Below are 24,699 nucleotides of genomic sequence, written 5' to 3' on the forward strand. Positions count from 1 at the left end.
CCAAAGGCACAGCGCCCCGGCGTACGACGGAGCCGAGCGCTAGCGAGGCGCAGTCGTGAGCCTCGTCCCGAACGTCCTTGCCACCCGATACGCCAGCCCCGAGTTGGTGCATCTCTGGTCGCCCGAGAACAAGATCGTGCTCGAGCGGCGGCTGTGGCTGGAGGTGTTGCGGGCGCAGTCCGAACTCGGCATCGATCTGCCCGCAGGCGTCATCGACGATTACGAGCGGGTCATCGATCAGGTGGATCTCGCCTCGATCGCCGAGCGTGAGCGGGTCACCCGCCACGACGTGAAGGCGCGCATCGAGGAATTCAATGGACTGGCCGGGCACGAGCATGTGCACAAGGGCATGACCAGCCGCGATCTCACCGAGAATGTGGAGCAGCTGCAGATCCGGCTCTCGCTCGTGCATGTGCACGCGCACGGTGTCGCGGTGGCGGCACGGTTGGCCGAGCGCGCCGCCGAGTACCACGCGCTGGTGATGGCGGGTCGTTCGCACAATGTCGCCGCCCAGGCCACCACGCTGGGCAAGCGGTTCGCCTCCGCCGCCGACGAACTGCTGATCGCGCTGACCCGCCTGCGGGAGCTCATCGACCGCTACCCGCTGCGCGGTATCAAGGGCCCGATGGGCACCGCGCAGGACATGCTCGATCTGCTCGGCGGCGATTCGGCCAAGCTTGCGACGCTGGAGCAGCAGGTCGCGCGGCATCTCGGCTTCGCGAATGTGCTGACCAGTGTCGGCCAGGTGTATCCGCGCTCGCTCGATCACGATGTGCTGTCGGCGCTCGTGCAGGTCGGTTCGGGTCCGTCGTCGTTCGCGCACACCATTCGGTTGATGGCGGGCCACGAACTGGTCACCGAGGGCTTCCAGCCCGGCCAGGTCGGCAGTTCCGCCATGCCGCACAAGATGAACACCCGCTCCTGCGAGCGCGTCAACGGGCTGCAGGTGGTGCTGCGCGGTTACGCCTCGATGGCCGCCGAACTCGCTGGCGCGCAATGGAATGAGGGCGATGTCTTCTGCTCGGTGGTGCGCCGTGTCGCGCTGCCGGACGCCTTCTTCGCCATCGACGGCATGATCGAAACCTTCCTCACGGTGCTCACCGAATTCGGCGCCTACCCCGCCGTCATCGCCCGCGAACTCGACCGCTACCTGCCCTTCCTGGCCACCACCCGCATGCTCATCGCGGCCGTGCGCGCCGGGGTGGGCCGCGAAACCGCCCACGAGGTAATCAAGGAACACGCGGTAGCCGTCGCCCTCGCCATGCGCGAACAAGGTCGCGAACCCGACCTGCTGGACCGCCTGGCCGCCGACTCCCGCTTCCCGTTGGACCGCGCCGAATTGGATGCCGCCCTGGCCGACAAGTCCGCCTTCATCGGCGCCGCCGAAGCCCAGGTTTCCGATGTGGTCGCCGCCGTCCAAAAGCTCGTGGACCAATACCCCGACGCCGCTCGCTACACCCCGTCGCCGATCCTCTAACCGACCGGCCATAGTGATCGGCGTGAATCCGTACACGATCTTTGGGGACATTGTGGCTGGGCGGGCCGAGGCCAGCCGGGTGTATGAGGACGATGATGTGGTGGCGTTCATGGATATTCGGCCCATGACGCCGGGGCATTTGCTCGTGGTGCCGAAGGTGGCGGCGCGGAGTCTGGCGGAATTGGATCCGGCGGTCGGGGGGAAGTTGTTCCAGGTGGCGCAGAAATTGGCGGGGGCGCTGCGGGACAGCGAGGTGGGGTGTGATGGAGTTAACTTCTTCTTGGCCGACGGAGTGACCGCGGGTCAGGAAGTATTCCATGTGCACCTGCATGTCATTCCGCGGACGCCGGGTGACGGGTTCGGATTACGTGGGCGGCCGACCAGTCCGCACCGCGCTGATCTGAACTATCTGGCGAGTTCGATCCGCGGCGCACTCGATCGCTGAGCGGTCGCCGGGCCGGGCTGTGACTGCCGGTGCCGGCGTGAATGCTGTTACCTGCCGGAAAGTTTGCCGCGGAAGCGCCGGATCTGGAATCTCTTCTCCAACGTCTCGACGTGAGTTACGTTGAAGGCCATTGTTATGCGGTGATGGAGGTAAGTTCGTGCGGCGAACGAAGATTGCTGTTGCGGTGCTGGCCTTTGCGATCGCGCTGATGGAGCCCATGCTTGTCGAGCCGGCCACGGCATCGGCCGCACAGATCGATCGAATCGATGAACTGAGCTCGACGCGCTCGGCGCTGTTCATCGAATCGCCATCGATGGGACGGATCATCCAAGTCCAGGTTCTGCACCCGGCGGGCGGCGGCTCGCATCCGTCCTTCTACCTGTTGGACGGCCTCGATCCGGGGATCAACCAGAGCACCTGGACCAATGCCACCGACGCCGAATCCTTCTTCCGGAGCAAGAACGTCAATGTGGTGCTGCCGGTCGGCGGCCAGGCCAGCTACTACACCGACTGGCAGCGCGACGATCCCAAATTCGGCCGCTACCAGTGGGAAACCTTCCTGACCGAGGAACTGCCGCCGATCATCGACGCCCGATACGGCAATGGCGTCAATGCCATCGGCGGTCTCTCCATGGGCGGCAATGCGGCCTTCATTCTCGCCGCCCGCCATCCCGAGTTGTACCGGGCGATCGCGGGCTACAGCGCCTGTCCCGACACAACTCTCGCCATGGGGGCGGTGATGTTCTCCATCGCCAACCGCGGCGGCGACCCGGTGAATATGTGGGGCGGTCCCGGCAGCCCAGCCTGGGCCGAACACGATGCGGCGGCGCTCGCGGATCGCTTGCGCGGCAAAACGATCTACCTCTCCACCGGCACCGGCATGCCAGGTCCGCACGAGGCCGAGATCAAACCTCAACTGGGTGAAAACATCGTCCTCGGCGGTCCCGTCGAGGTCGGCGTCAACACCTGCGTCATCTCGTTCGAACAGCGGCTGCGTTCCCTCGGTATTCCCGCCGAGGTCGATTACAGCCCGACCGGAACCCATTCCTGGTCCTACTGGCAGGACACCCTGCACGCCTCCTGGCCGACCATCGGTCCGGCGATCGGAGCCTGAGGTCAGGCTCGCAGTACGCGGACTATGGCGAATACCACGACGATCGCGGCCAGGAAGACCGTGCCGAGGATGACGATGCCCGCGGGAACGCCGAATAGTTCCACGTTCTCGGTTCGGTGGATCGTCTGGTAGACCTCCGCGTCGCTGGAATCGGCCTCGAAGGCGAAGTCGGAGCGGATATCCGCGGGGCTGTCGATCGAAATCCGCAGTTCGGTCAGATAATTGCGGCCATTCGTCGTCACCGGTGCGAGTTCTGGATCCGATGACGCAACCCGGCCCGCGAAATCGACGTGCACACTCTGGGCGGTGGCATCGGGATCGGAGCGTCGCACGCGATGCTCGCTCAGCGCGTAAAGGTGCACGTACTGGGCCTGTTTGGCAGCACTGGACATGCGCATCGGATACACGAACCGATCCGAATCGAAGGTCAGCCGCACCGGATCTATTGCGCCGTCGAGTGGTTGGACGCTGGTGAGGCGCATTGCGACGAAGGACCAGCCCTCGCGCAGATAAGGCTCCAGGGTGGTGACCACCTCGGGGCGCATCTCGTAGCCGTTGTCGCTCAGCCACTTTCGAATGCCGTCCAGGTTGCCGCCGGACAGGGTGGTCGCCTCCAGCGGGCCGAGTTGCACGCGGTCGAGGACGGTCGGGCCGCCACCGGCCGCGGCCATAGCGCCCTCGCTCGCGGTGTCGCCGAAACCGGAGCCGAACCATCGGTGCTGGGTGACGACCTTGGGTGCGGTCAAGTTCGCCAGTTCGGTAAAGGTCGCGGCGGAACCGCTCGCGACGGTCGCCGGTTTCGGCGTCGGCACGATCAGCGCCGCCTGGTCGGTACCGGATTTCAGCGCGAGTCGCATGAGCACCGTCTCCCGCTGACCGTCCCAGCTGACCAGCGCCGTCTCCTCGCGCACCGACGCCAGGTGACCCGGCGGATTGGCGACCCCGCCGCACGCGCATGCGGAAGCCGGTGCGAGCGTGCCGATTCCGGCTGTGGCGAACAGCATTCCGATGACGGCCAGCAGGTGAACAGCGCGCATGACCGCGAGCCTAATGGGCTGCGCGGCCATGCGGCCGGACCATCAGGCGCACCGCGTTTCGCGCAACTCCCAGCTCGGATAGTCGCTGTACCCAGCCGCATCGCGCCCGTACAGCAGATCCTCGCGGATCGAGGCCAGCGGCAGATCGTGGGTAATCCGTGCCACCAGATCGGGATTGGCGATGAAAGCACGCCCGAACGACACCAGATCAGCGAGCCCTTGCTGGAGCACCGCCTCGGCCTCGATCGCACTGGTGGGCTTGCGGTTCTCACCGATATTCGCGATGAGCGTGCCGTGCCAGCGCGGCCGCAGATCGGCCAGGGCCGGATAGTCGTCGTTATCGGTCAGATGCAGGTAGGCCAGGTCGCGGCGATCCAACTCGGCGACCAGCGTGCGGTACAGCGGCGCCGGATCGGCCTCGTACATATTGAACTGCGGGTTGCCCGGCGACAGGCGAATAGCGGTCCGGTGCGATCCGATGGCCGCGACGACCGCGTCGACGATGGCAAGCGGCGCACGCATGCGGTTCTCGATCGAGCCGCCGAATTCATCGGTGCGCAGATTGGTGTTGTCGGCCAGGAACTGGTGCGGCAGATAGCTATTGGCGCCGTGGATCTCGACACCGTCGAAGCCCGCCGCGATCGCATTGGCCGCAGCGGCCGCGAAATGCTCGATTACGGCAGCGATTTCGGCACGGCTGTACGCACCCGGTGTGATCGGATCGGCCTTGGTGCCGTCGAGCAGGTGCGGCTGATCGTCATCCAGCACGGACGACGGTCCGGTAGGCCACGAGCCGTCGACCCGCGCCAGCGGATGTCCCTTGCGACCTCCGTGCATCAGTTGTGCGACGATCCGTCCGCCCGCCGCGTGTACCGCATCGGTGACCCGCCGCCAGGCATCGACATGGCGACCCGTCTGCAGGCCCGGCACCCAGGCCTCGCTCTGGCCGGTGGAATGCGGCCAGATGCCCTCGGTCACGATCAGTCCGGCCGTGGCCCGCTGCGCGTAGTAATCGACCACATCGGCGGTCGGCGAACCGTCCGGATGCGAGCGCAACCGGGTCATCGGTGACATGACGATGCGATTGGGCAGGGCCAGAACGTGGTTGCGATATTCGCTCAATAGCTGCATGAGGGCACCATAAAAGCTGACATTGATGTGAGGTCAAGTAAGCTCGATGCTGGGAGGCGGAACGATATGCGCATCGGCGAGCTGGCCGAGCGGACCGGGGTGAGCGTCCGGTCGCTGCGGTACTACGAGGCCAAGGGCATGCTCGGATCCGAGCGCACCTCCGGTGGTCAGCGCGAATATCCGGAGTCGGCGGTCGCGCGGGTGCTGCGCATACGCGAAATGTTCGCCGCGGGCATCGGCAGCGACACCGTCAGCCAGCTGCTGCCGTGTATCCACGACGAAGACGGCACGCCGAACGAACTGGCGACACCGTTCCTGGTGGACAAGCTGGCCGAGGAGCGCCGCCGCATCGACCAGGCCATGACCGATCTGCACCGGGCGGGCGCGGTACTCGACGAGATCATCCGAGCGGCGGGCGGTGCGCAGCCCGAACAGTAGGGTGGAGCCCATGGCTCTCGACAGTGGAATCGGAACGCTCGCCGGTCCGGGTGATGTAACGGCCCCGGTCGCCAAGACGGTGCGCACCGAGCGGGTGCACCACGGCGACGTCTTCATCGATGAGTACGAATGGCTCCGCGATAAAGAAAGCCCCGAGGTCATCGCCTACCTCGAGGCCGAGAACGCCTACACCGAGGCGCAGACCGCCCATCTCGGCGGACTGCGGAACAGGATCTTCGACGAGATCAAGGCGCGCACCCAGGAGACCGATCTGTCGGTGCCGACCCGGATGGGCGAGTACTGGTACTACTCGCGCAGCTTCGAGGGCAAGCAGTACGGCGTGCACTGCCGCTGTCCGATCGTTGCCCCGGCGGGAGCGACGGGCGCGGAGGAGGCAGCTCGCGTAACCACGGAGCGCCCCGCGAGCGTCGCAATAGATATCGATGCCTGGACCCCGCCGCAACTCGAGGTCGATACCGAGGTTGCCGGGGAGCAGGTGCTGCTCGACAGCAACGAGGTCGCCGAGGGTCACGACTTCTTCGCACTGGGCGCGTTCTCGGTCAGCCATGACGGCAACCTGCTCGCGTACTCGGTCGACACCAGCGGTGACGAGCGCTATCTGCTGCGCTTCAAGGATCTGCGCACCGGCGAGGTGCTCGCCGACGAGATCGCGGGCACCGCACCCGGCGCGACCTGGTCGCTGGACGGCACACACGTCTTCTATCAGACGGTCGACGAATCCTGGCGACCCGACACCGTGTGGCGGCACCGGCTCGGTACGGGCAAGGATGACGACGTCAAGGTCTTCCACGAGCCCGATGAGCGCTACTGGGTGAGCATCGGCGCTACGCGCTCGGAGAAGTACCTGATGATCTGGGTCGGCTCCAAGATCACCACCGAGGGCTGGGTGCTCGAATCCGATAATCCGGAAGGTGATTTCCGGGTCATCATGCCGCGCCGCGATGGCGTCGAGTACTCCGCGGAACATGCGGTGATCGGCGGCGAGGACCGTTTCCTGATTCTGCACAACGATGTCGTGGACGGGGTGAAGGCCGAGAACTTCGTGCTCGCCGAGGCCCCGGTTTCGGATCCGTCGAATATGACGCTGCTGATCGGCCACCGCGACGATGTGCGGCTCGAGGATATCGATCCGTTCGCAAGTCATCTGGTGCTGAGCTATCGGCGCGAAGCCCTTACCCGCGTTGCCATTTGGCCGCTGACCGAATCCGGCTACGGCGCGCGGCGCGAACTCGAATTCGATCTGGAACTCTTCTCTGTCGGTTCCGGCGCCAATCCGGAGTGGGAGCAGCCGACGCTGCGAATCGGGCTGACCTCGTTCATCACGCCGATGCAGGTCTTCGACTATGTGCCCGCCACCGGTGAGCTGCTGCTGCGCAAGGAGCAGCCGGTGCTCGGCGGCTATGACGCGAACGACTATGAGCAGCACCGGGATTGGGCGATCGCCGCAGACGGCACCCGGATTCCGATCTCGCTGGTGCGGAAGAAGGGTCTGCCTGCGGGGCCGAGACCGCTGCTGCTGTACGGATACGGCTCTTATGAGGCCAGTATGGATCCGTCCTTCTCGGTATCGCGGCTTTCGCTGCTCGACCGCGGCATGGTGTTCGCGGTGGCGCATGTGCGCGGCGGCGGTGAAATGGGGCGGCTCTGGTACGAGAACGGCAAGACGCTCACCAAGAAGAACACCTTCACCGATTTCGTCTCCTGCGCAAGGCATCTCATCGATACCGATGTCACCTCGGCGGACCGGATGATTGCCGACGGCGGCAGTGCGGGCGGCCTGCTGGTGGGTGCGGTAGCGAACCTGGCACCCGAGTTGTTCAAGGGCATCCTGGCCAACGTGCCGTTCGTCGACCCGCTCACCTCGATCCTCGACCCGTCGTTGCCGCTCACCGTCATCGAATGGGACGAGTGGGGAAATCCATTGGCGGACAAGGACGTCTACGCCTACATGAAGTCCTACGCGCCCTACGAGAACATCGAAGCCAAGGATTACCCGGCCATTCTGGCCATCACCAGTATCAACGACACCCGCGTGCTCTATGTCGAACCCGCCAAGTGGGTCGCCAAACTGCGCGCGACCAAGACCGGCGACACGCCGCTGCTGCTCAAGACCGAAATGAGCGCGGGCCACGGCGGCGTCAGCGGCCGCTACGAGAAGTGGAAGGAAGTCGCCTTCGAATACGCGTGGGTGCTCGACACCCTCGGCCTGGCCGGCGCGTAGCTTCCGTGAGCGGCCGGTTCAGCCCGGCCGCTCACTCGGCGGGTGCCAATAGTTTGCCGAGCAGCGTTGTGAGCTGCCGGCGCTCGGCGGCGGTCAGCGCTGCGAAGGTCTCGTCGAGGTAGGCCGGAATGGCCGCGTCCGCCTCGTGCAGCCGTTCGCGGCCCGCATCGGTGATGGTCACGGCGTAGGAGCGCCGGTCGCGCGGATTGCGTTCGCGCCGTACGTAATCCGACTTCTCCAGGTCATCGCAGACGCTGACCATGACGCTGCGATCGATCCGCAGTTCCTCGCTCAGCGTCTGCTGCGAGCACGCGCCGACGGCATCGAGCATCTTCAACACCAACTGCTGCCCAACGCCCAAACCCTGTGTCGCGGCGTGTATTTCGCCCGCTCTGGCAACCGCGGTCGATGCGCGGCACAGTGCTATGTCCGGCCGCTCGGCGGCGAGCTGTGGAAAGTAAGTCGGTTTGGTCATGGTGCCTCACTGTCGGTGGCGTCAGCCTAGCATCAATCGTCTGCTGGCCAATCGTTTGACAGCAGATGATTTGTGGCAATACGGTCTGACGGTCTGCATGAATCGGCCCGAGGAGCACCCGATGACAACGCTGGATCTGACCCCGGACGAGTTGCTGTCCACGACCCGTGCCGTGCGCAAACGCCTGGATTTCGACCGTCCGGTGCCGCGTGAGCTGATCGAGGAGTGCATCGATCTCGCAACCCAGGCGCCGACCGGACGCAATCGGCAGCGCTGGCATTTCATCGTCGTCACAGATCGGGCCAAGCGTCGAGTGGTCGGCGATATCTTCCGTCGCGCGCTCACCGTCGGGACCGGGCAGCCGCTGACTGCCGATGACGTGTGGCGCATGAACTATTCACCGCGTTCGACCGAGCGGGTCTTCGACGGTCTGCGCTATCTCGCCGAGAACATCCATCGTGTTCCGGCCATAGTGATCCCGGCCATCGAGGGCCGAACCGATCGCGCCTCCGTCGAGATCCAGTCGGGCGCTTGGGGTTCCATTCTGCCCGCGGTGTGGAGCTTCATGCTCGCCGCTCGCGCCCGCGGACTGGGCACCACCTGGACCAGCGCGCAGGGTCCGCTGGAGCGCGAACTCGCTGCGGCACTCGGTATTCCGTACGACCAGGTGATGCTCGCGGCATTCATTCCGCTGGCCTACACCCTCGGCACCGACTTCAAACCCGCCGTCCAGGTGCCGAGGGCGCAGGTGCTGCACTGGGAGCGCTGGTAAATCAGAGGCCGCAGGTGCGCATGTTCTCCAGGAACGTCGCACGATCGCTGTCGCGGAATTGCTCGATCCCCTGGTACGCGCCGTTCGCATCCATGATCGCGATGTAGGCGTCGGCGATCTGATCCGGAGTCACGTCGGGGGTGCGGCTGCGCACCTGGTTGACGAAACCCTGTGTGGCCGTGCATGTTTCGTCTTGGCTTAAGATCTGCGGGTCGCCCGGATCGGCTAGGGCCGTAGCCGGTGCGATGAGGAGGAGTGGAACTGACAGAGCGCTGAGCAGGGCTGTCTTCACGCCGGAGATCCTAGAGGAGATGTGCCGCGGGTGTGGCGCAGTGTTCGTCGGCGGGTCATCCGCCCTGCACGCTGAGTACATCTGCGGCTGGCACCGTGAGGCCATGAACGCTGAGCTGATCGTGTCGATTTCCGGGATCCGGGACACCACGCGGGACGCGGCTATCGAATTCGCGGCCGAAATGGATCGCCGCGATGTGCGGCTTTCGCTGCTGGTCGCGCCCCGGTTGAAGGGTGGCTACCGGCTGGTGGAAGATCCGGCGACGCAGTCGTGGCTGCGCGGTCGGCGGGCCCGCGGCGATGCGATCGTGCTGCACGGCTACGACCAGGCGGCGACCAAGCGTCGCCGAGCCGAATTCGCCACACTGCCCCGGCACGAGGCGCGTCTGCGGCTGACCGCGGCGGATCGGGTGCTCGAGCAGGTGGAACTGCGCACCCGACTGTTCGCGGCGCCGCGCTGGGATGCCTCGGCGGGCGCCATCGAGGCGCTGCCCGAGGCCGGTTTCCGGCTCGCGCTCGGGCTGACCTCGATTCTCGATCTCGAGCGCAATATCGCCCAGAAGGCGCGCGTCTACGGCATGGGCGAGGGATTCCGTGCCGAGCCCTGGTGGTGTCGCGCGCTGGTGCTCGGTGCGGCCAGGACCGCGCGTCGCGGCGGTGTGCTGCGGCTGGCCGTTTCCGCCGCTCAGCTCGGCCGTTCCGGTCCGCGGCAGGCGATGCTCGACGCGGTCGATCTCGCTTTGTTCCACGGCGCGGCCAGCGACGTGTACCGCTGGGAGCCCTTCGCCGCCGTCAAGGCGGCCTGATCGGGTCCGCCGGAAGCCGTGCAGGGGTGTGGTCGGCACCGCCCGCACGAGGCGCCGCCGCCCGTAATGGCGTGACCGGGCGGCGGCGCGCGGTGTAATCGACTCTCGACCAGCGCTATTCGGCGCTGCGCCGGACTGGTTTCGCCCTTCCGCTCGGTACGGCCGCGGTCGCGTTATGCGTGAATCCGCCCGCTTCCTCCCGGGTGAGCGGTTTGGCTTGTGGATGCTTCTCCAGTTGCGCCATACCGCGCGCGATATCGGCGAGCAGTAGGTCGGCCATATCGATGCTGAACCCGTGCCGGACCAGTGCGCGCATGATCGTCTCGTTCTCGCGGTCGGCGGGCAACGGATACGCGGCGATCAGCCACCCCCTGGTCCGCAGCCGATCCGATAGTTCGTAGAGATTGAATCCGACATCCTCCGTCAGCCGCCACGACACCGCCGCGATGCCCCGATGCGGATTGCCGCCGTGGATCATCTCGAACGGACCCAGTTTCAGCAGGCCATCGGCCAGATGCTGGGCGACGTGGTAGAGCTGGGACTGCAGGCGGGTGTATCCGGTGCGGCCGAGCCGGATGAATTCGTAGTACGAGGTGATCACCTGCCCGCCGGGGCGGGAGAAGTTGAGATTGAAGGTGGCCATGCTGCCGCCGAGGTAATCCACATTGAAGATCAGCTCTTCGGGCAGATCGGCGGCCTCGCGCCAGATCGCCCAGCCCGAGCCGAGCGGCGCGAGCCCGGTCTTGTGGCCGGAGGCATTGATCGATTTGACCCGCGGCAGCCGGAAATCCCAGATCAGATCCGGCGCGGTGAACGGCGCGAGGAATCCGCCGCTGGCGGCGTCGACATGGATGGGGATATCCAGGCCGCTGACCTCCTGCAGCCGGTCCAGCGCCTTGCTTATCCCGGCGACGTCCTCGAACAGGCCGGTGTAGGTCTGCCCGAAGGTCGGCACCACCATGATGGTGTTGGCATCGCAGTAAGCGGATACGTCGTCGGGATGCATGGTCAGCCGGTCCCCGCGCAGCGGAATCTGCCGTATTTCCACATCGAAATAGCGCGCGAACTTTTCCCAGCACACCTGCACCGGGCCGCAGACGAAATTCGGGGTTCCGGTGCCGCCACCCTTGCGCCAGCGGAATTTGGCGGCCAGACCGCCGAGCATCGCGGCCTCACTCGAGCCGGTGGTGGAGGTGCCGTGCGTGCCTGCTGGATCCGGCGCATGCCACAGATCGGCGACCATCCGCACACACCGCCGCTCCAATTCGGCGGTCTGCGGGTATTCGTCCTTGTCGACGATGTTCTTGTCCAGGGCTTCGTTCATCAGCCTGCGCGCCTGATCGTCCACCCAGGTGGTGCAGAACGTCGCCAGATTCATCCGGGAGACGCCGTCGAGCATCAGCTCGTCGTGCACGATCTCGTAGGCGACCTGCGAGAACAACTCGTTGATCGGAAATCCGGCCTTCGGCGCCGACCGGCGCAGGCCCGGCAGGGCGAATAGGTCGTCGGGCTCCAGTCCTTCTGTCATCGAACCGCCTCCGAATATGGATCGCGTGATGTTTGCGAAAACAGTGGCAACCAGCGTCGACGTTTCAGCATGTCACAGCGGCGACCGGATTTTCGGTGTTCCGATCCGGACGACACAGACCGATCGGTCGGCTGATTTCTCCGTATGCACCGAGCGGTTCTGCCAGAGTGGGCGGGCGGCGCGCGGTCGGCCGCTTCCGTGTGCTGGATCGGATCTGAAATGAGGTTTCGCAGATGATCGACGACTCCCGCATCGCGGCGCTGCGCCAGCGGGTGGCCGCGCTGATGCCGCAGGCGAAAACCGATCTCACCCAACTGGTTTCGTTCAAGTCGGTGGCCGATTCGCGACAGTTTCCGCTGGAGGAGTGCGACCGGACCGCGCAGTGGGTGGCCGACGCGTTCGCCGGTGCGGGTCTGACGAAGGTGGGTCTGCACGAAACTCCCGATGGCAGTAAGGCCGTCATCGCCTCGCGTCCCGCACCGAACGGTGCGCCGACGGTATTGCTCTACTCCCACTATGACGTGCAGCCGCCGCTCGACGACGATGCCTGGCGCACCCCGGTCTGGGAGCTGACCGAGAAGGACGGCCGCTGGTACGGGCGCGGCAGCGCGGACTGCAAGGGCAATATCGTGATGCACCTGACCGCGCTGCGGGCCCTCGGCGCGGATCTGCCGCTCGGAGTGACGCTGGTCGCGGAGGGTTCCGAGGAGCAGGGCACCGGCGGACTCGAACAATTCGTCGAGGCCAATCCGGAGCTGTTGCGCGCGGATGCGATTCTGATCGGCGACTGCGGCAACTTCGCGATCGGTGTGCCGACCTTGACCGAAACCCTGCGCGGCAGTGTGAACGTTGTCGTCACCATCGAAACACTCGCCGGGCCAATGCATTCCGGCATGTTCGGCGGTCCCGCACCCGATGCGCTCGCCGCGCTCGTTCACCTGCTCGCCTCCCTGCGCGACGAACACGGCAACACCACGGTGGCCGGACTGCCCAATGATCAGCGCTGGACCGGTGTGCAGTACTCGGAGGACCAATTCCGAGCGGACGCAGGCGTACTCGGCGGCGTCGAACTCATCGGTGACGGCACCGTCGCCGATATGCTCTGGGCGCGACCGGCTTTGACGGTGATCGGCATCGACGCGCCGAAGGTGGTCGGCTCAGCGGTGGCCATCCAGCCCGCCGCGCGAGCCCGGCTCAACCTGCGCATTCCGCCGGGCACCGATCCCGACCAGGCGCTGGAACTGCTGACCGCGCACCTGCGAGCGCATACGCCGTGGCGCGCAAAGATCACCGTGGAAACCGAGTCGACCGGCGCACCGTTCCGATCGGCCAGCGGCGGTCCCGCCCGCACCGCCATGGAGGCCGCGCTCACCGCCTCATACGGCCGCGCGACCACCACACAGGGCCAGGGCGGCTCGATCCCGCTGTGCAACGTCTTCGCAGACACCTACCCGCACGCCGAAATCATGCTGCTAGGCGTCGAAGAACCCAAATGCCTCATCCACGCCCCCAATGAAAGCGTCGACCCCTCCGAAATCGAACACATGGCCCTCGCCGAGGCCCTCTTCCTCAGCACCTACGCCGAACATGTCCGCTGAGAGGGTGTTGGACACCCGATCACCTTGTATCCGTGGCGGATTCCTCTCGCTCGAGTTCAAGGGGTGGATGCACCAGTCCAGGAGTTAGAGGTCGCGCTGGGTCTCGGCGGAGATGACGGTGAATTCTGTGGCGGCGGGGCCCATTTCGGCTAGGCGGCCGAAGTAGATGCCCTGCGCTTCGGGTTGGATGATGCCGAAGTGGATAGGGAAGGCGGTGCGGGGGGCGACCGCGCGCAGGTAGTCGACGGCCTCGCTGATGCGCATCCACGGTGCGGATGCCGGGATGGCGAGGACGCCGACCGGTACCGGTGGCACCCAGAGTGAGTCGCCGGGGTGCACGAGTTGGGCGGGGTCGTCCGGGGTGCCGAGTTGGAAGACGGTGTTGTCGATCACCGGGATCTCGGGGTGGATCACCGCATGCCTGCCGCCGCCTCCGGTGATCTGGAGATCGCCGAGGGTGATCACATTGCCCGCGTGCACCGGCTCCCACGGTTCGCCGCGCTGCTGCGCGGTCTGGGGGTCGCTGAACAGGCGCGCATTCGGGTTGTTGTCGAGTAGCACCTCGATCCGGCTCGGATCGATATGGTCGGGATGCTGGTGGGTGACGGCGATGGCGTCCAGGCCGGTAATGCCCTCGAATCCGTGCGAGAAGGTGCCCGGATCGAACAGCACCTTCTTGCCGTGCAATTCGACGAGGATGCAGGAGTGGCCGAAGTGGGCTATGCGCATGGGGTCATGCTATTTGACTCGACCCCGACCGTAGCTCGGACAAGCTGGACAACTACGCTGCTCAGGTAACCCCAACACCACCTGAGGAGCAACGCGTGGCACGAGTCGTGGTCGAGGTGATGCCGAAGGCCGAGATCCTGGATCCACAGGGTCAGGCCATCGCCGGCGCGCTCCCGCGCCTGGGATTCGCCGGAGTGTCGGATGTGCGGCAGGGCAAGCGATTCGAGCTCGATGTCGACGACAGCGTCAGCGACGCGGAGCTCGAACAGATCGCCGAGGCGCTGCTTGCCAACACCGTGATCGAGGACTGGAAGGTCGTGCGCGTTTCATGACCGCGCGAATCGGGGTCGTTACTTTCCCTGGCACGCTCGATGATGTCGACGCGGCGCGGGCGGTCAAGCTTGCTGGTGCCGAGGCGGTCAGCCTCTGGCATGCCGACGCCGATCTGAAGCAGGTCGACGCGGTGGTGGTACCCGGCGGCTTCTCCTACGGTGACTACCTGCGTGCAGGTGCCATCGCCCGGTTCGCCCCGGTGATGGGTGAGGTCGTCAAGGCCGCGGGTAAGGGTCTGCCGATCCTGGGCATCTGCAACGGTTTCCAGGTGCTGTGCGAGGCGGGTCTGCTGCCCGGCGCGCTGACCCGTAACGAGGGTTTGCACTTCGTCTGCCGTGACGAATGGCTGCGCGTCGAAACCGCGAATACCGCATGGACCTCGCGCTTCGAGCCCGGTGCCCAGATCCTCATCCCGGTCAAGAACGCCGAGGGTCGCTATCAGGCGTCCGAGCGCGTGCTCGACGAACTCGAGGGCGAGGGCCGGGTGGTCTTCCGTTACGCGGGCGACAATCCGAACGGCTCCCAGCGCGAAATCGCGGGCATTTCCTCGGCCGATGGCCGGATCGTCGGCCTGATGCCGCATCCCGAACACGCCACCGAGCCGCTGACCGGCCCGAGCGACGACGGCCTCGGCCTGTTCCTCTCGGTACTCGACACCCTGGTCGCTGTGTAATTTGGCCGCGCCTTCGGCGCGGCGAACGGTCGCTCGTAAGACTCGCTCCGTGTTGGTCACCATGGTAGGTAAGTCGCCTCAAGTGATCCGGGTGATGATGTCGAAATCGACGCCGTCGGCCAGCGCGATATAGCCGTGCTGTTGCGCCTGGTTTCCGATGAATCTTCGGGAACCGCCAGGGGTTTCGAGTTGCACGCCCTGATCGAGGGCCGCGTGCACGTCGGGTACGTCCAGTGAGCCGACCGTCTCGCCGATCGCGCGCAGGGTGTGGATCGCCTCGTAGCTCATATTGCTGAAGCTGGTCAGTGCGGGTGCGAAGGTGCCGTGCAGTCGGCGGTAGCGAGTCAGCCGGGCGCGGCCGTCGTCGCTGCGTGGGTCGACGAAGAAGCTCGATGCCACGTAGAAGTTGTGGTTGGCCTCGGGACCGCCGGTCAGCAGCACATTCTCGTCGGCGGCCGGGCTGATGCGCAGCAGTGTGTCGGCGCGTCCGGTCGCGGCGAACTGCCGATTGAAGCGGGAGACATCCGCGCCGACCATCAGGATGATGACGGCGTCGGCCTGGTCCAATGCGGGATGGTTGAGGAATTCCCCGAAGTCCGGTGCGCCGAGCGGTACGAATCGTTCCAGCACGATGGCGCTCGGATCGGTCAGGCTGCGGCGCACCGCCTTGGCCGATTCGCGCGGCCAGATGTAGTCGTTGCCGATGATCGCCCAGCGGCGCACACCGTGTTCGCGTTCCAGCCAGTGCACGGCGGGCAGGGTCTGGCCTGCCGGATGTTCCCCGAGCATCAGCACTCCGGGTAGCTCATTGGTGAGGCCCTCGTGTCCGGTGGCGAAAAGGTAGGGCACTCGACTGGCATTGGCGCGCGCTACCGCTAGTCGCACCGCCGAGGTGTGCCAGCCGGTGATCGCGTGCACCATTCCGGTGGCGAGCAGCGCTGAAACCTCCTCGGCGACCTCGCGCGGATTCCGGCCACCATCGATATTCGTGGTACGAATTTCACGGCCGAGGAATCCGGCGCCGGCATTGATTTCGTTGACCGCAAGGGAAATCGCGGCATCGCACGATGCCGCGACGATACCGCCCGGTCCCTGCATCGGAACTATGTTCAGTATCTCGATCGTGCCGTCTGGGCTCTCGCCGAACGCTGACATTCGGTACTCTTCTTCTCGTTCGAGCGAAATTCATGGCAGGCAGGAAATAATGACGACCATTGTAAGTGGATATTCCACGCTGCATGGTGCGCTGCGTGCCGCAGAACGGCGTTGGCTGGATCACCTCGACGCCGCCCTGTGCGCCAGGCAACTAACAGCCGATCAATGGTCGATGCTGTCGAATCTGTCCACCGAGTTCGGGATCACCATGAGTGAGCTCGCGGCCAGGTCACAGCTACCGCCGTCATCCGCGACCAGGCATGCCGATGCCCTCGCCGAACGCGGCCTGATCTTCCGGGTGGCCGCCGAGGACGACCGCCGCCGCATCCTGATCGGCCTGAGCAGGCTCGGTTCGGATCTGGTCGACGCGGTAAGCGCCGAGGAGGAGCGCGCCGAGCAGGAGTTGCGTTCGCGCATCGGTGCGCGGCGTTATGCCGAGCTCATGCGTTTGCTCGAACTCGTTTCCGCTGAGTAGTCCATATCGGCAAGGGTAACCTTAATCATCGGATGAATTAATCCGATAAACGTCCCGAACGTTCGGTTCCGAAGGTGTGGGCGCGCGAATTACCATTCCTTGGGTTATGTTCAAAATTGAAGTATTTTGGCGAGCATGCGAGATGCCCCGATATCCGACATCGGCGTTGTGACGACTAGACCGAGTTGTGCACAACCACAACCGTGATTCCCGGCGACGAAACCACGGTCGGCGTTCAACGAGCACGGCGAGATCGTGCAGCCCTACCGCAAGATCGCGCCCGCGGCCGATGCAACAGTGCCAAGGGAATTCGGCTCTCGCTGGTCATCGGAGAGGATGGCGACTGCCCGGAGGTGTGGCGCGATTGTGTGCTGAAGGGCGCGGAACTCGTTGTGCGCAGGTGCGGGCTTTGGTCGAGATCGAGCCGATCGGATCCTGAGGTCTGCTGGAGGTCTGCCTAGGATCGCAGGCATGCCCGTTTCCTCTACCGCTGCCACGGCCGCCGGATTGTGCGCCTTCATCGACGATTCACCGTCGCCGTTCCACGTGTGTGGGACGGTCGCGCGGGAACTGGATGCTCACGGCTTCACCCCGCTCGCGGAGTCGGCGCCGTGGCCATCGGATGGGCCGAGCCGCCATTACGTCGTGCGTGGCGGTTCGCTGGTCGCGTGGGCGACAGCCGATTCCGCCGGTGTGACGCCGTTCCGGGTGGTCGGTGCACATACCGATAGTCCGAACCTGCGGGTGAAGCAGCATGCGGATCTGGCCGCGGTTGGCTGGCAACTGGTCGGACTGGAACCTTACGGCGGTGCCTGGCTGAATTCGTGGCTGGACCGGGAACTCGGCATTTCCGGGCGACTCAGCGTGCGCGACGGAAATGTGGTGCGCAACCAGCTGGTTCGCATCGATGAACCGATTCTGCGGGTGCCGCAGTTGGCCATCCACCTGTCGGAGGACCGCCGGGGTGTCACCCTGGACCCGCAGCGGCACGTCAATGCGATCTGGGGTCTGGGTGCGCAGCCGCGATCGTTCCTCGAATTCGTCGCCGAATATGCCGAGGTCGATCCCCAGGCGGTGCTCGGCTGGGAGCTGATGACCCACGATCTGGCACCGAGCCGGTTGGTGGGCCGCGACCGCGATCTGGTGAGCGCGCCGCGCCTGGACAACCAGGGCACGTGCTACGCCGGATTGAACGCCTTCCTCGCGGCGATCGCGGAACCCGGTGCGGCAATTCCGGTTTTGGCGATGTTCGATCACGAGGAAGTCGGCAGCCAGTCCGATCGGGGCGCGCAGTCCGATCTGCTGCCGACGGTGCTCGAGCGCATCGTGCTCGCACGTGGCGGCGGCCGCGCCGAATACCTGGCCGCGCTGGCCGGATCCGTCTGCGCCTCCGGCGATATGGCGCACGCGACGCATCCCAACTACCCGGACCGGCACGAGCCCGCACACCGCATCGAGGTCAACGGCGGCCCGGTGCTCAAGGTCAACCAGAATCTCCGCTACGCAACGGATGCGGCAGGTGCGGGTGCCTTCGCCCTGGCCTGCGCCCAGGCCGACGTTCCGCTGCAACGCTATGTGCACCGCGCCGATCTCCCCTGCGGCTCCACCATCGGTCCCATGACCGCCGCCCGCACCGGCATGCCCACCGTCGACGTCGGCGCCGCGCAACTCGCAATGCACTCGGCCCGCGAAATCATGGGCGCAGAAGATGTTTCGTCCTACGCCGCCGCACTAGCCGCCTTCCTGACCCCCGCACCCTAGCCCGCCCTCGCCGACGATATGACTACGCTCGGGGGCGCGCATGGCGTTACGCTGCTGCGGGTTTTGTGGTGGTCGGGTGGTAGGTGATTACGGCAACCACGAATACCGCCAGGGTCGTGAGGACGTAACTGCTGCCGATGATCTGTTGCCACCAGGCCCAGCCGAGTTCCAGGTCCTTCGAATGCGGCAGGAGCCATTGGGGGCCGATCATGAACAGGACGGTGCAGGCGGCGACGGTGCCGATGAACCAGCGGTTGCGGGTGCCACGGGCGATGGCGTCGGCGGCGACCAGGATGGCGGGGGCGATCCAAACCCAGTGGTGTGACCAGGAAACTGGCGACACCAGCAACACCGCGGCAGCGTTGACCATCAGTGCGGCAACCTGCTGGCCCGCTTCGAGCAGCCGGCGCATCCATACCGCCGCGAGGGCAATCGCGATGAGCGACAGGGTGATCCAGATCAGGGTGGCCAGGGAATCGGAGACGCCGAGGCGGAAGGCCATGCCCTTGATCGACTGATTGCCCGCGAAATACGGCGGGCCGATGCGGCCGGTATCGGCCAGCGTATGGAACCAGTACTCGGCCGAATCGCTCGGGAACAGTAGGAATCCGAGTCCGACCGCGACGATCGCGGAGACGATCAGCGTGCCCGCCGCCTTCCAATCCCGGCGCAGCAGGAAGTACAGCAGATATCCGGCCGGAATCAATTTCACCGAGACCGCGATGCCGATGAGCATGCCGCGCGGCCAGAACGGTTTGCGGACAAGGCAGTCCATGGCGATCGCGGCCATCAGGACCAGATTGATCTGGCCGAAGCCGAAGGTCGCCCGGATCGGTTCGGACGTCTGCGCCACCGCGACCATACCGATGACCAGCGCCAGCATGGTCCGCCGCTCGAGGCTCGGGCGCAGCCGCGCGAGCACCAACCAGAGTGTGATGCCGAGGCTGAGCACCGAGGTGGCGGTCACCAGCACCTCGGCCAACGGTAACGGCATCAGCGCGAGCGGCGCGAAGAACAGGGCGGCCAGCGGGGGATAGGTGAACGGCAGTCCGATGCCCTCGACCGGGGGCATCGGTCCGTACAACTCGCCGTCGTCGAGCCACACGCGCGCACCGTTGCGATAGACCTGGAGATCGATATATCCGTTCCACCAGTGCACCACCAGCGAGACGATCGCCGACACGGCGAACATCGCCACGGCGATCAGCAGCCAGCGCACCTGCGGGTTCGACAATGAGAATCGCGGCGAGATGTCCGAGTCGGCTTCGAGCCGGATGTCCTGCGTGGTGACGGGCTGCTCGGCCGGATCCGCAACCCCCGATCGATCGTTCACCGCCAAAGAGTAGCGGTTGCGAACTCCCGCGATGTGTGCCGACCCGAGGCATCCGCGCCGGAAAACCGGCGATCCGGACGACCGGTCGATGCGACCGGCCGCCCATCGAGGGCCACGGCTAAACTTCATGGCGAATCCCCAGCTTCGCGCTCCGGCCCGAAAGGACCCTGGTACTCCGTGACTCCGCAGGTCGACACCGTAAGCGCAGCCGCAGCAACTCCCGACGCCCCGCAGCCGTACAAGGAGCTCGGTCTCAAGGACGACGAGTACGCGCGGATCAAGGAAATCCTCGGCCGTCGGCCGACCGATGCCGAACTGGCGATGTATTCGGTGATGTGGAGCGAGCACTGCTCCTACAAGTCCTCGAAGGTGCATCTGCGCTACTTCGGCGAGACCACCACCGACGAGATGAAGTCCGCGATGCTCGCGGGCATCGGTGAGAACGCGGGCGTCGTCGATATCGGCGAGGGCTGGGCGGTCACCTTCAAGGTGGAGAGCCACAACCACCCCTCCTATGTGGAGCCGTATCAGGGTGCGGCCACCGGTGTCGGCGGCATTGTGCGCGACATCATGGCCATGGGTGCGCGGCCCATCGCGGTGATGGATCAGCTGCGCTTCGGTGCGGCGGACGCACCGGATACCCGTCGCGTTGTCGACGGTGTGGTGCGCGGTGTCGGCGGCTACGGCAACTCGCTCGGCCTGCCGAATGTCGGCGGAGAGACCGTCTTCGATGCCTCCTACCAAGGCAATCCGCTGGTCAACGCGCTGTGCGCCGGTGTCATGCGGGTCGAGGATCTGCATCTGGCCTTCGCCTCCGGCGCTGGCAACAAGATCATTCTGTTCGGCGCGCGCACCGGGCTCGACGGCATCGGCGGCGTTTCGGTGCTCGCCTCGGACACCTTCTCCGGTGACGAGTCCGGCACCGGCCGCAAGAAGCTGCCCAGCGTCCAGGTCGGCGACCCGTTCGCCGAGAAGGTGCTCATCGAGTGCTGTCTCGAGCTGTACGCGGCCAAGCTGGTGGTCGGCATCCAGGACCTCGGTGGCGCCGGATTATCCTGTGCCACTTCCGAACTCGCGGCCGCGGGCGACGGCGGCATGCATATCGACCTGACCAAGGTGCCGCTGCGCGCCAAGGGGATGACCCCGGCCGAGGTGCTCTCCAGCGAATCGCAGGAACGCATGTGCGCGGTGGTTACGCCGGAGAATGTGGACGCATTCATGGCCGTCTGCCACAAGTGGGATGTGCTGGCCACGGTCATCGGTGAGGTCACCGAGGGCGACCGGCTGGTGATCAGCTGGCACGGCGAGACCGTTGTCGATGTGCCGCCGCGCACCGTCGCACATCAGGGTCCGGTATACGAACGTCCGGTCCAGCGACCGGACTTCCAGGACGCGCTCATCGCCGACACCCCGGACACGCTGCCTCGGCCGAAGACCCCGGAGGAACTGCGCGCCACCGTATTGCAGATGGTCGCCAGCCCGCAGCTGTGCAGCCGCCGGTGGATCACCGAGCAGTACGACCGCTACGTCCGCGGCAATACCGTGCTCGCCGAACATGCCGACGCGGGTGTCATCCGGATCGACGAGGAGACCGGCCGCGGCATTGCGCTGGCCACCGACGCGTCCGGCCGCTACACCAAGCTCGACCCCTACACCGGCGCACAGCTCGCGCTGGCCGAGGCCTACCGCAATGTGGCCACCACCGGCGCGACGCCGAAGGCCGTCACCAACTGCCTCAACTTCGGTTCTCCGGAGGATCCGGGCGTCATGTGGCAGTTCCAGCAGGCGGTGCGCGGTCTCGCGGACGGCTGTGTGGCCCTCGGCATTCCGGTCACCGGCGGCAATGTCAGCTTCTACAACCAGACCGGTCAGGACGCCATCCTGCCGACCCCGGTGGTCGGCGTGCTCGGCGTCATCGACGATGTGCACCGGCGGATCCCGACCGGACTCGGGCTGGAGCCGGGCGAGACGCTGATCCTGCTCGGCGAGACCGCCGACGAATTCGGCGGCTCGATCTGGTCGCAGGTAACCCACGATCATCTCGGCGGTGTGCCGCCCAAGGTCGACTTCGCCCGCGAGCAGCTGCTCGCGGAGGTGCTGACATCGGGTTCGCGCGACGGCATGATCAGTGCGGCGCACGACCTTTCCGAGGGCGGTCTGATCCAGACGGTGGTCGAGGCCGCGCTGGCCGGCGAAACCGGTTGCCGCATCCTGCTTCCCGAGGGTTCGGATCCGTTCGTGCAGCTGTTCTCCGAATCGGCGGGCCGGGTGCTCGTCGCGGTGCCGCGCTCGGAGGAGACCCGTTTCACCAAGATGTGCACCGCGCGCGAATTGCCGTGGGTGCGCATCGGTGTGGTCGATCAAGGGTCGGATTCCGTCGAGGTGCAGGGCCAGTTCTCGATCACCCTGGACGACCTGCGCGAGGCGCACGAGGGCACGCTGCCGAAGCTGTTCGGGGCCAGTGCCGTTTGAGCGCGCCGGAGGCTGGTGAAGTCTCGGCAGTCCTACGCGGGGCTCGATTTGCGGCGTTCGCTGTCCCGTCCGTGGTTACGCTCCGCTACCGCCTGCGGGGCCTGAGCTCGCGCCGCGACGGCGTCGGCAAGCTTGTCGGCGCCGTCGAGCGTTTCTTCCACCCGAATTACGTCGGCCTCATCGTGGCCACGGTGTTCTTCGGCTGGTCACTGACACCCTCACTGCTGCCACGGGATTGGCTGTTCGAGGGGCTGGTCAGCGGGATCAATGCGGCCATCGGTTACGGCGTCGGCTGTCTGTTCGAATGGGTTTACCGCAAGTGGTTGCGGAAACCGTTGCGCCGCAAGCTCGCTCAGTTGCCGCCTGCGATCACGCGGGTGTGGGCGAAGCGGCCGAAGTGGCTGTCGGGTGCGGTCGAGACCACGATTGTGCTCGCCTGTCTCGGCGTCGCGGTTTTCCTGCTGGTCGAATCGGCCCGCTGGCAGCGCGAAATCACCGCGCTGATGGGCATGGAACCCACGACGACTTCCGGGTTCCTGCGCACCGGCGCAATGAGCGCACTGGTCGGCGCGATCGTCATCGCGGTTTTCCGGATACTGCGGCGGCTCGTGCGTTCGATCGCATTCGAGCTGATCAGGCGCGCCCACTTTCCGCGCCAATTGGCCGTCCCGACCGGAGTGCTTGTCGTGGTCGTCGCGGCGGTGCTGCTGTTCAACGGCGTGCTCACCAAAGTCTTTTTCGACGTGGCGAATTCGGCGTTCAGCGTGCGCAACGGCAACACCTCGCCGAATGCCGTACAGCCACAGTTGCCGGAGCGTTCCGGCAGTCCGAACTCATTGGCCGCCTGGGACACGCTCGGTTCCGAGGGCCGCTGGTTCGTCTCCTTCGTGCCGACTGCCGCCGATATCAGCCAGGTCACCGGAAAGCCCGCGCGCGAACCTATTCGGGTCTACGCCGGATTGGAATCGGCCGACGGGCCGGAGGCGCAGGCCGAATTGGTCGCGGCGGAGTTGGAGCGCACCAAGGCATTCGAGCGCAAGGTGCTGGTCGTCGTGACGACGACGGGCACCGGCTGGGTCGATTCGTCCAGCGCCGAATCCATCGAGCTGATGTACAACGGCGATACCGCGATTGCCGCGACCCAGTACTCCTATCTGCCGAGTGTGCTGTCGTTCCTGTCCGACAAGGACAAGGCCACCCAGATGGGAAAGCTGGTCTTCGACAAGGTTTATGAGCACTGGTCGGCCCGGCCGAAGGAAGCGCGGCCCAAGCTGCTCGTCTACGGCGAGAGCCTGGGATCCCAGGGCTCCGAAGGTGCTTTCACCGGCCTGGCCGACATCCGTTCGAAGACCGACGGCGTGCTGTGGGTCGGACCGCCGAATTCCAACCGGCTGTGGAGTGAATTCACCGCCCGCCGTGATCCGGGCACACCGGAGATCCTGCCGACCTATGCCGACGGACTGGTGGTGCGCTTCTCCGATAGCCGCGCCGACCTGTGGAAGCCTGGGGATAACTGGCTGCCGCCGCGCATCGCCTATCTGCAGCACGCCTCCGATCCCGTGGTCTGGTGGTCGGCGGATCTGCTGTTCAGCGAACCGGATTGGCTGCGCGAACCGCGCGGTCCCGATGTGTCGTCGCGGATGGCGTGGTATCCGATCGTCACGTTCTGGCAGGTCGCCGCGGATCTGCCCAGAGCGCAGAGCGTCAGCGACGGGCATGGGCACAACTACGGCAACCTGGTATTGGATGCGTGGGCCGCGATCGCGCAGCCGCCGGATTGGTCGGCCGATCTGGCGGATCGGATCCGGGATTATCTGGCCATTTCCTCGGCCCGTGAGCACCAGCTGAAATAGAGCACACACACTTGGGCGGGCCCGAACCCCTCGTTGCCCGGACTCGCCCAGGTGCGCGCCATCAGGCGACGGATTTGAACGGATCGTGCTCCGCCATCAGCTTTTCCATCCGCGCCTCGTCCAAGCGGCGGCTGATGGTCGCCGATTCCTGTTGGTCGCGAACGACCTTCGCCAGGGTGAAGGCGCTCGACACCAGGAACAGTACGGACATGCCGAGGAAGCCGCGCTGTGCGATATCGAGTGGCAGGTAGAAGATGCCGACGCCGGTTCCGAAGAAGCTGACGCCGAACGCGATCGCGGCTTGCGCGAGGAAGGCCGAAGAGGTTTTCGGGCGGGCGTTGGGATTGCTCATGCCTGCGCCTCGCTGACGCTCGGCTCCGGCATGCGCAAGGCGCGCCGGCACATTATTCGTTCGCTTCGCTCACTCATGGATATGAAGTCTGCTGATTCGGCGCGCTGCGCAACCGCGTACAACTACTCGAGCGCGTTGGGTAGTTGCCGGACCACACGGTAGTGACACTGCCGCTGGATGATTCGCGAATCGTGTCGGTCGAGTCGGCC

23 protein-coding genes are annotated in these 24,699 nt (G+C 65.7%); 14 read left to right on the forward strand and 9 right to left on the reverse strand.

Features of this window, described 5'->3' with window-relative positions:
* Positions 1 to 55 precede the first annotated feature (55 nt).
* From purB to OIE68_RS34860, 3 genes are all read left to right on the forward strand, one after another.
* Complete coding sequence (gene purB, locus OIE68_RS34850; RefSeq protein ID WP_327095197.1) at positions 56 to 1,477, forward strand: adenylosuccinate lyase; 1,422 nt, start codon at positions 56 to 58, stop codon at positions 1,475 to 1,477.
* A 22-nt stretch (positions 1,478 to 1,499) separates the two neighbouring features.
* Positions 1,500 to 1,922 (forward strand): HIT family protein, encoded by a 423-nt coding sequence (locus OIE68_RS34855; protein ID WP_327095198.1) that lies wholly within the window; start codon positions 1,500 to 1,502, stop codon positions 1,920 to 1,922.
* Positions 1,923 to 2,079: 157 nt separating this feature from the next.
* Entirely contained in the window at positions 2,080 to 3,036 is a 957-nt protein-coding gene (locus OIE68_RS34860; protein WP_327095199.1) for an alpha/beta hydrolase family protein, read from the forward strand.
* A 2-nt stretch (positions 3,037 to 3,038) separates the two neighbouring features.
* Here OIE68_RS34860 and OIE68_RS34865 read toward each other — a convergent pair whose 3' ends face one another.
* Complete coding sequence (locus OIE68_RS34865; protein ID WP_327095200.1) at positions 3,039 to 4,073, reverse strand: DUF2330 domain-containing protein; 1,035 nt, start codon at positions 4,071 to 4,073, stop codon at positions 3,039 to 3,041.
* Positions 4,074 to 4,115: 42 nt separating this feature from the next.
* Entirely contained in the window at positions 4,116 to 5,204 is a 1,089-nt protein-coding gene (locus OIE68_RS34870; protein ID WP_327095201.1) for an alkene reductase, read from the reverse strand.
* Positions 5,205 to 5,270: 66 nt separating this feature from the next.
* Here OIE68_RS34870 and OIE68_RS34875 point away from each other — a divergent pair, with 66 nt between their 5' ends.
* Positions 5,271 to 5,642, forward strand: coding sequence for a MerR family transcriptional regulator (locus tag OIE68_RS34875; protein ID WP_327095202.1), 372 nt, complete (start codon positions 5,271 to 5,273; stop codon positions 5,640 to 5,642).
* Between the two features lie 10 nt (positions 5,643 to 5,652).
* Complete coding sequence (locus tag OIE68_RS34880; protein ID WP_327095203.1) at positions 5,653 to 7,884, forward strand: S9 family peptidase; 2,232 nt, start codon at positions 5,653 to 5,655, stop codon at positions 7,882 to 7,884.
* A gap of 31 nt (positions 7,885 to 7,915) precedes the next feature.
* Here the strand turns inward: OIE68_RS34880 and OIE68_RS34885 are convergent, their stop codons facing one another.
* Entirely contained in the window at positions 7,916 to 8,359 is a 444-nt protein-coding gene (locus tag OIE68_RS34885) for a MarR family winged helix-turn-helix transcriptional regulator (RefSeq protein WP_327095204.1), read from the reverse strand.
* 121 nt (positions 8,360 to 8,480) lie between these two features.
* Here OIE68_RS34885 and OIE68_RS34890 point away from each other — a divergent pair, with 121 nt between their 5' ends.
* Entirely contained in the window at positions 8,481 to 9,131 is a 651-nt protein-coding gene (locus OIE68_RS34890) for a nitroreductase family protein (RefSeq protein ID WP_327095205.1), read from the forward strand.
* A gap of 1 nt (position 9,132) precedes the next feature.
* Here OIE68_RS34890 and OIE68_RS34895 read toward each other — a convergent pair whose 3' ends face one another.
* Positions 9,133 to 9,423: a hypothetical protein gene (locus OIE68_RS34895; RefSeq protein ID WP_327095206.1), complete on the reverse strand. Its 291-nt coding sequence runs from the start codon at positions 9,421 to 9,423 to the stop codon at positions 9,133 to 9,135.
* A 103-nt stretch (positions 9,424 to 9,526) separates the two neighbouring features.
* Here OIE68_RS34895 and OIE68_RS34900 point away from each other — a divergent pair, with 103 nt between their 5' ends.
* The gene (locus OIE68_RS34900; protein ID WP_327095207.1) at positions 9,527 to 10,228 is read left to right on the forward strand and encodes a DUF2334 domain-containing protein; all 702 of its coding nucleotides are present in this window, start codon (positions 9,527 to 9,529) and stop codon (positions 10,226 to 10,228) included.
* Positions 10,229 to 10,343: 115 nt separating this feature from the next.
* Here OIE68_RS34900 and OIE68_RS34905 read toward each other — a convergent pair whose 3' ends face one another.
* Positions 10,344 to 11,756, reverse strand: coding sequence for a glutamate decarboxylase (locus tag OIE68_RS34905; RefSeq protein WP_327095208.1), 1,413 nt, complete (start codon positions 11,754 to 11,756; stop codon positions 10,344 to 10,346).
* Positions 11,757 to 11,989: 233 nt separating this feature from the next.
* On the opposite strand from OIE68_RS34905, the gene OIE68_RS34910 reads away from it, so the two are divergent.
* Positions 11,990 to 13,354: a dipeptidase gene (locus OIE68_RS34910; protein ID WP_327095209.1), complete on the forward strand. Its 1,365-nt coding sequence runs from the start codon at positions 11,990 to 11,992 to the stop codon at positions 13,352 to 13,354.
* 84 nt (positions 13,355 to 13,438) lie between these two features.
* On the opposite strand, the gene OIE68_RS34915 is transcribed toward OIE68_RS34910, so the two are convergent.
* Positions 13,439 to 14,083, reverse strand: coding sequence for an MBL fold metallo-hydrolase (locus tag OIE68_RS34915; protein WP_327095210.1), 645 nt, complete (start codon positions 14,081 to 14,083; stop codon positions 13,439 to 13,441).
* 95 nt (positions 14,084 to 14,178) lie between these two features.
* Between OIE68_RS34915 and purS the strand changes: the two genes are divergently transcribed.
* Positions 14,179 to 14,415, forward strand: coding sequence for a phosphoribosylformylglycinamidine synthase subunit PurS (gene purS / locus OIE68_RS34920; RefSeq protein WP_062988386.1), 237 nt, complete (start codon positions 14,179 to 14,181; stop codon positions 14,413 to 14,415).
* The gene (purQ, locus tag OIE68_RS34925; RefSeq protein ID WP_327095211.1) at positions 14,412 to 15,089 is read left to right on the forward strand and encodes a phosphoribosylformylglycinamidine synthase subunit PurQ; all 678 of its coding nucleotides are present in this window, start codon (positions 14,412 to 14,414) and stop codon (positions 15,087 to 15,089) included. Before purS ends, purQ begins: the two co-directional genes overlap by 4 nt.
* A 78-nt stretch (positions 15,090 to 15,167) precedes the next feature.
* Here purQ and OIE68_RS34930 read toward each other — a convergent pair whose 3' ends face one another.
* Complete coding sequence (locus OIE68_RS34930) at positions 15,168 to 16,244, reverse strand: substrate-binding domain-containing protein (RefSeq protein WP_327095212.1); 1,077 nt, start codon at positions 16,242 to 16,244, stop codon at positions 15,168 to 15,170.
* Between the two features lie 49 nt (positions 16,245 to 16,293).
* Between OIE68_RS34930 and OIE68_RS34935 the strand changes: the two genes are divergently transcribed.
* Positions 16,294 to 16,719: a MarR family winged helix-turn-helix transcriptional regulator gene (locus OIE68_RS34935; protein WP_327095213.1), complete on the forward strand. Its 426-nt coding sequence runs from the start codon at positions 16,294 to 16,296 to the stop codon at positions 16,717 to 16,719.
* Positions 16,720 to 17,190: 471 nt separating this feature from the next.
* On the forward strand, positions 17,191 to 18,480 hold the full coding sequence (locus OIE68_RS34940; protein ID WP_327095214.1) for a M18 family aminopeptidase: 1,290 nt from the start codon (positions 17,191 to 17,193) through the stop codon (positions 18,478 to 18,480).
* Between the two features lie 46 nt (positions 18,481 to 18,526).
* Here OIE68_RS34940 and OIE68_RS34945 read toward each other — a convergent pair whose 3' ends face one another.
* A complete protein-coding gene (locus OIE68_RS34945) occupies positions 18,527 to 19,813 on the reverse strand; it encodes a glycosyltransferase 87 family protein (RefSeq protein WP_327095215.1) in 1,287 nt (428 codons plus the stop codon).
* A gap of 177 nt (positions 19,814 to 19,990) precedes the next feature.
* Here OIE68_RS34945 and purL point away from each other — a divergent pair, with 177 nt between their 5' ends.
* Both purL and OIE68_RS34955 read left to right on the forward strand, forming a co-directional pair.
* Positions 19,991 to 22,285 carry a phosphoribosylformylglycinamidine synthase subunit PurL gene (purL, locus tag OIE68_RS34950; RefSeq protein WP_327095216.1) on the forward strand — a complete coding sequence of 765 codons (2,295 nt, stop codon included), beginning with the start codon at positions 19,991 to 19,993 and terminating at the stop codon, positions 22,283 to 22,285.
* 71 nt (positions 22,286 to 22,356) lie between these two features.
* Positions 22,357 to 24,138, forward strand: coding sequence for an alpha/beta hydrolase (locus OIE68_RS34955; protein WP_327095217.1), 1,782 nt, complete (start codon positions 22,357 to 22,359; stop codon positions 24,136 to 24,138).
* A gap of 61 nt (positions 24,139 to 24,199) precedes the next feature.
* Here the strand turns inward: OIE68_RS34955 and OIE68_RS34960 are convergent, their stop codons facing one another.
* The gene (locus tag OIE68_RS34960; protein ID WP_327095218.1) at positions 24,200 to 24,490 is read right to left on the reverse strand and encodes a YiaA/YiaB family inner membrane protein; all 291 of its coding nucleotides are present in this window, start codon (positions 24,488 to 24,490) and stop codon (positions 24,200 to 24,202) included.
* Positions 24,491 to 24,699: the final 209 nt, after the last annotated feature.

The organism is Nocardia vinacea (genome assembly GCF_035920345.1).
GTDB lineage: Bacteria > Actinomycetota > Actinomycetes > Mycobacteriales > Mycobacteriaceae > Nocardia > Nocardia vinacea_A.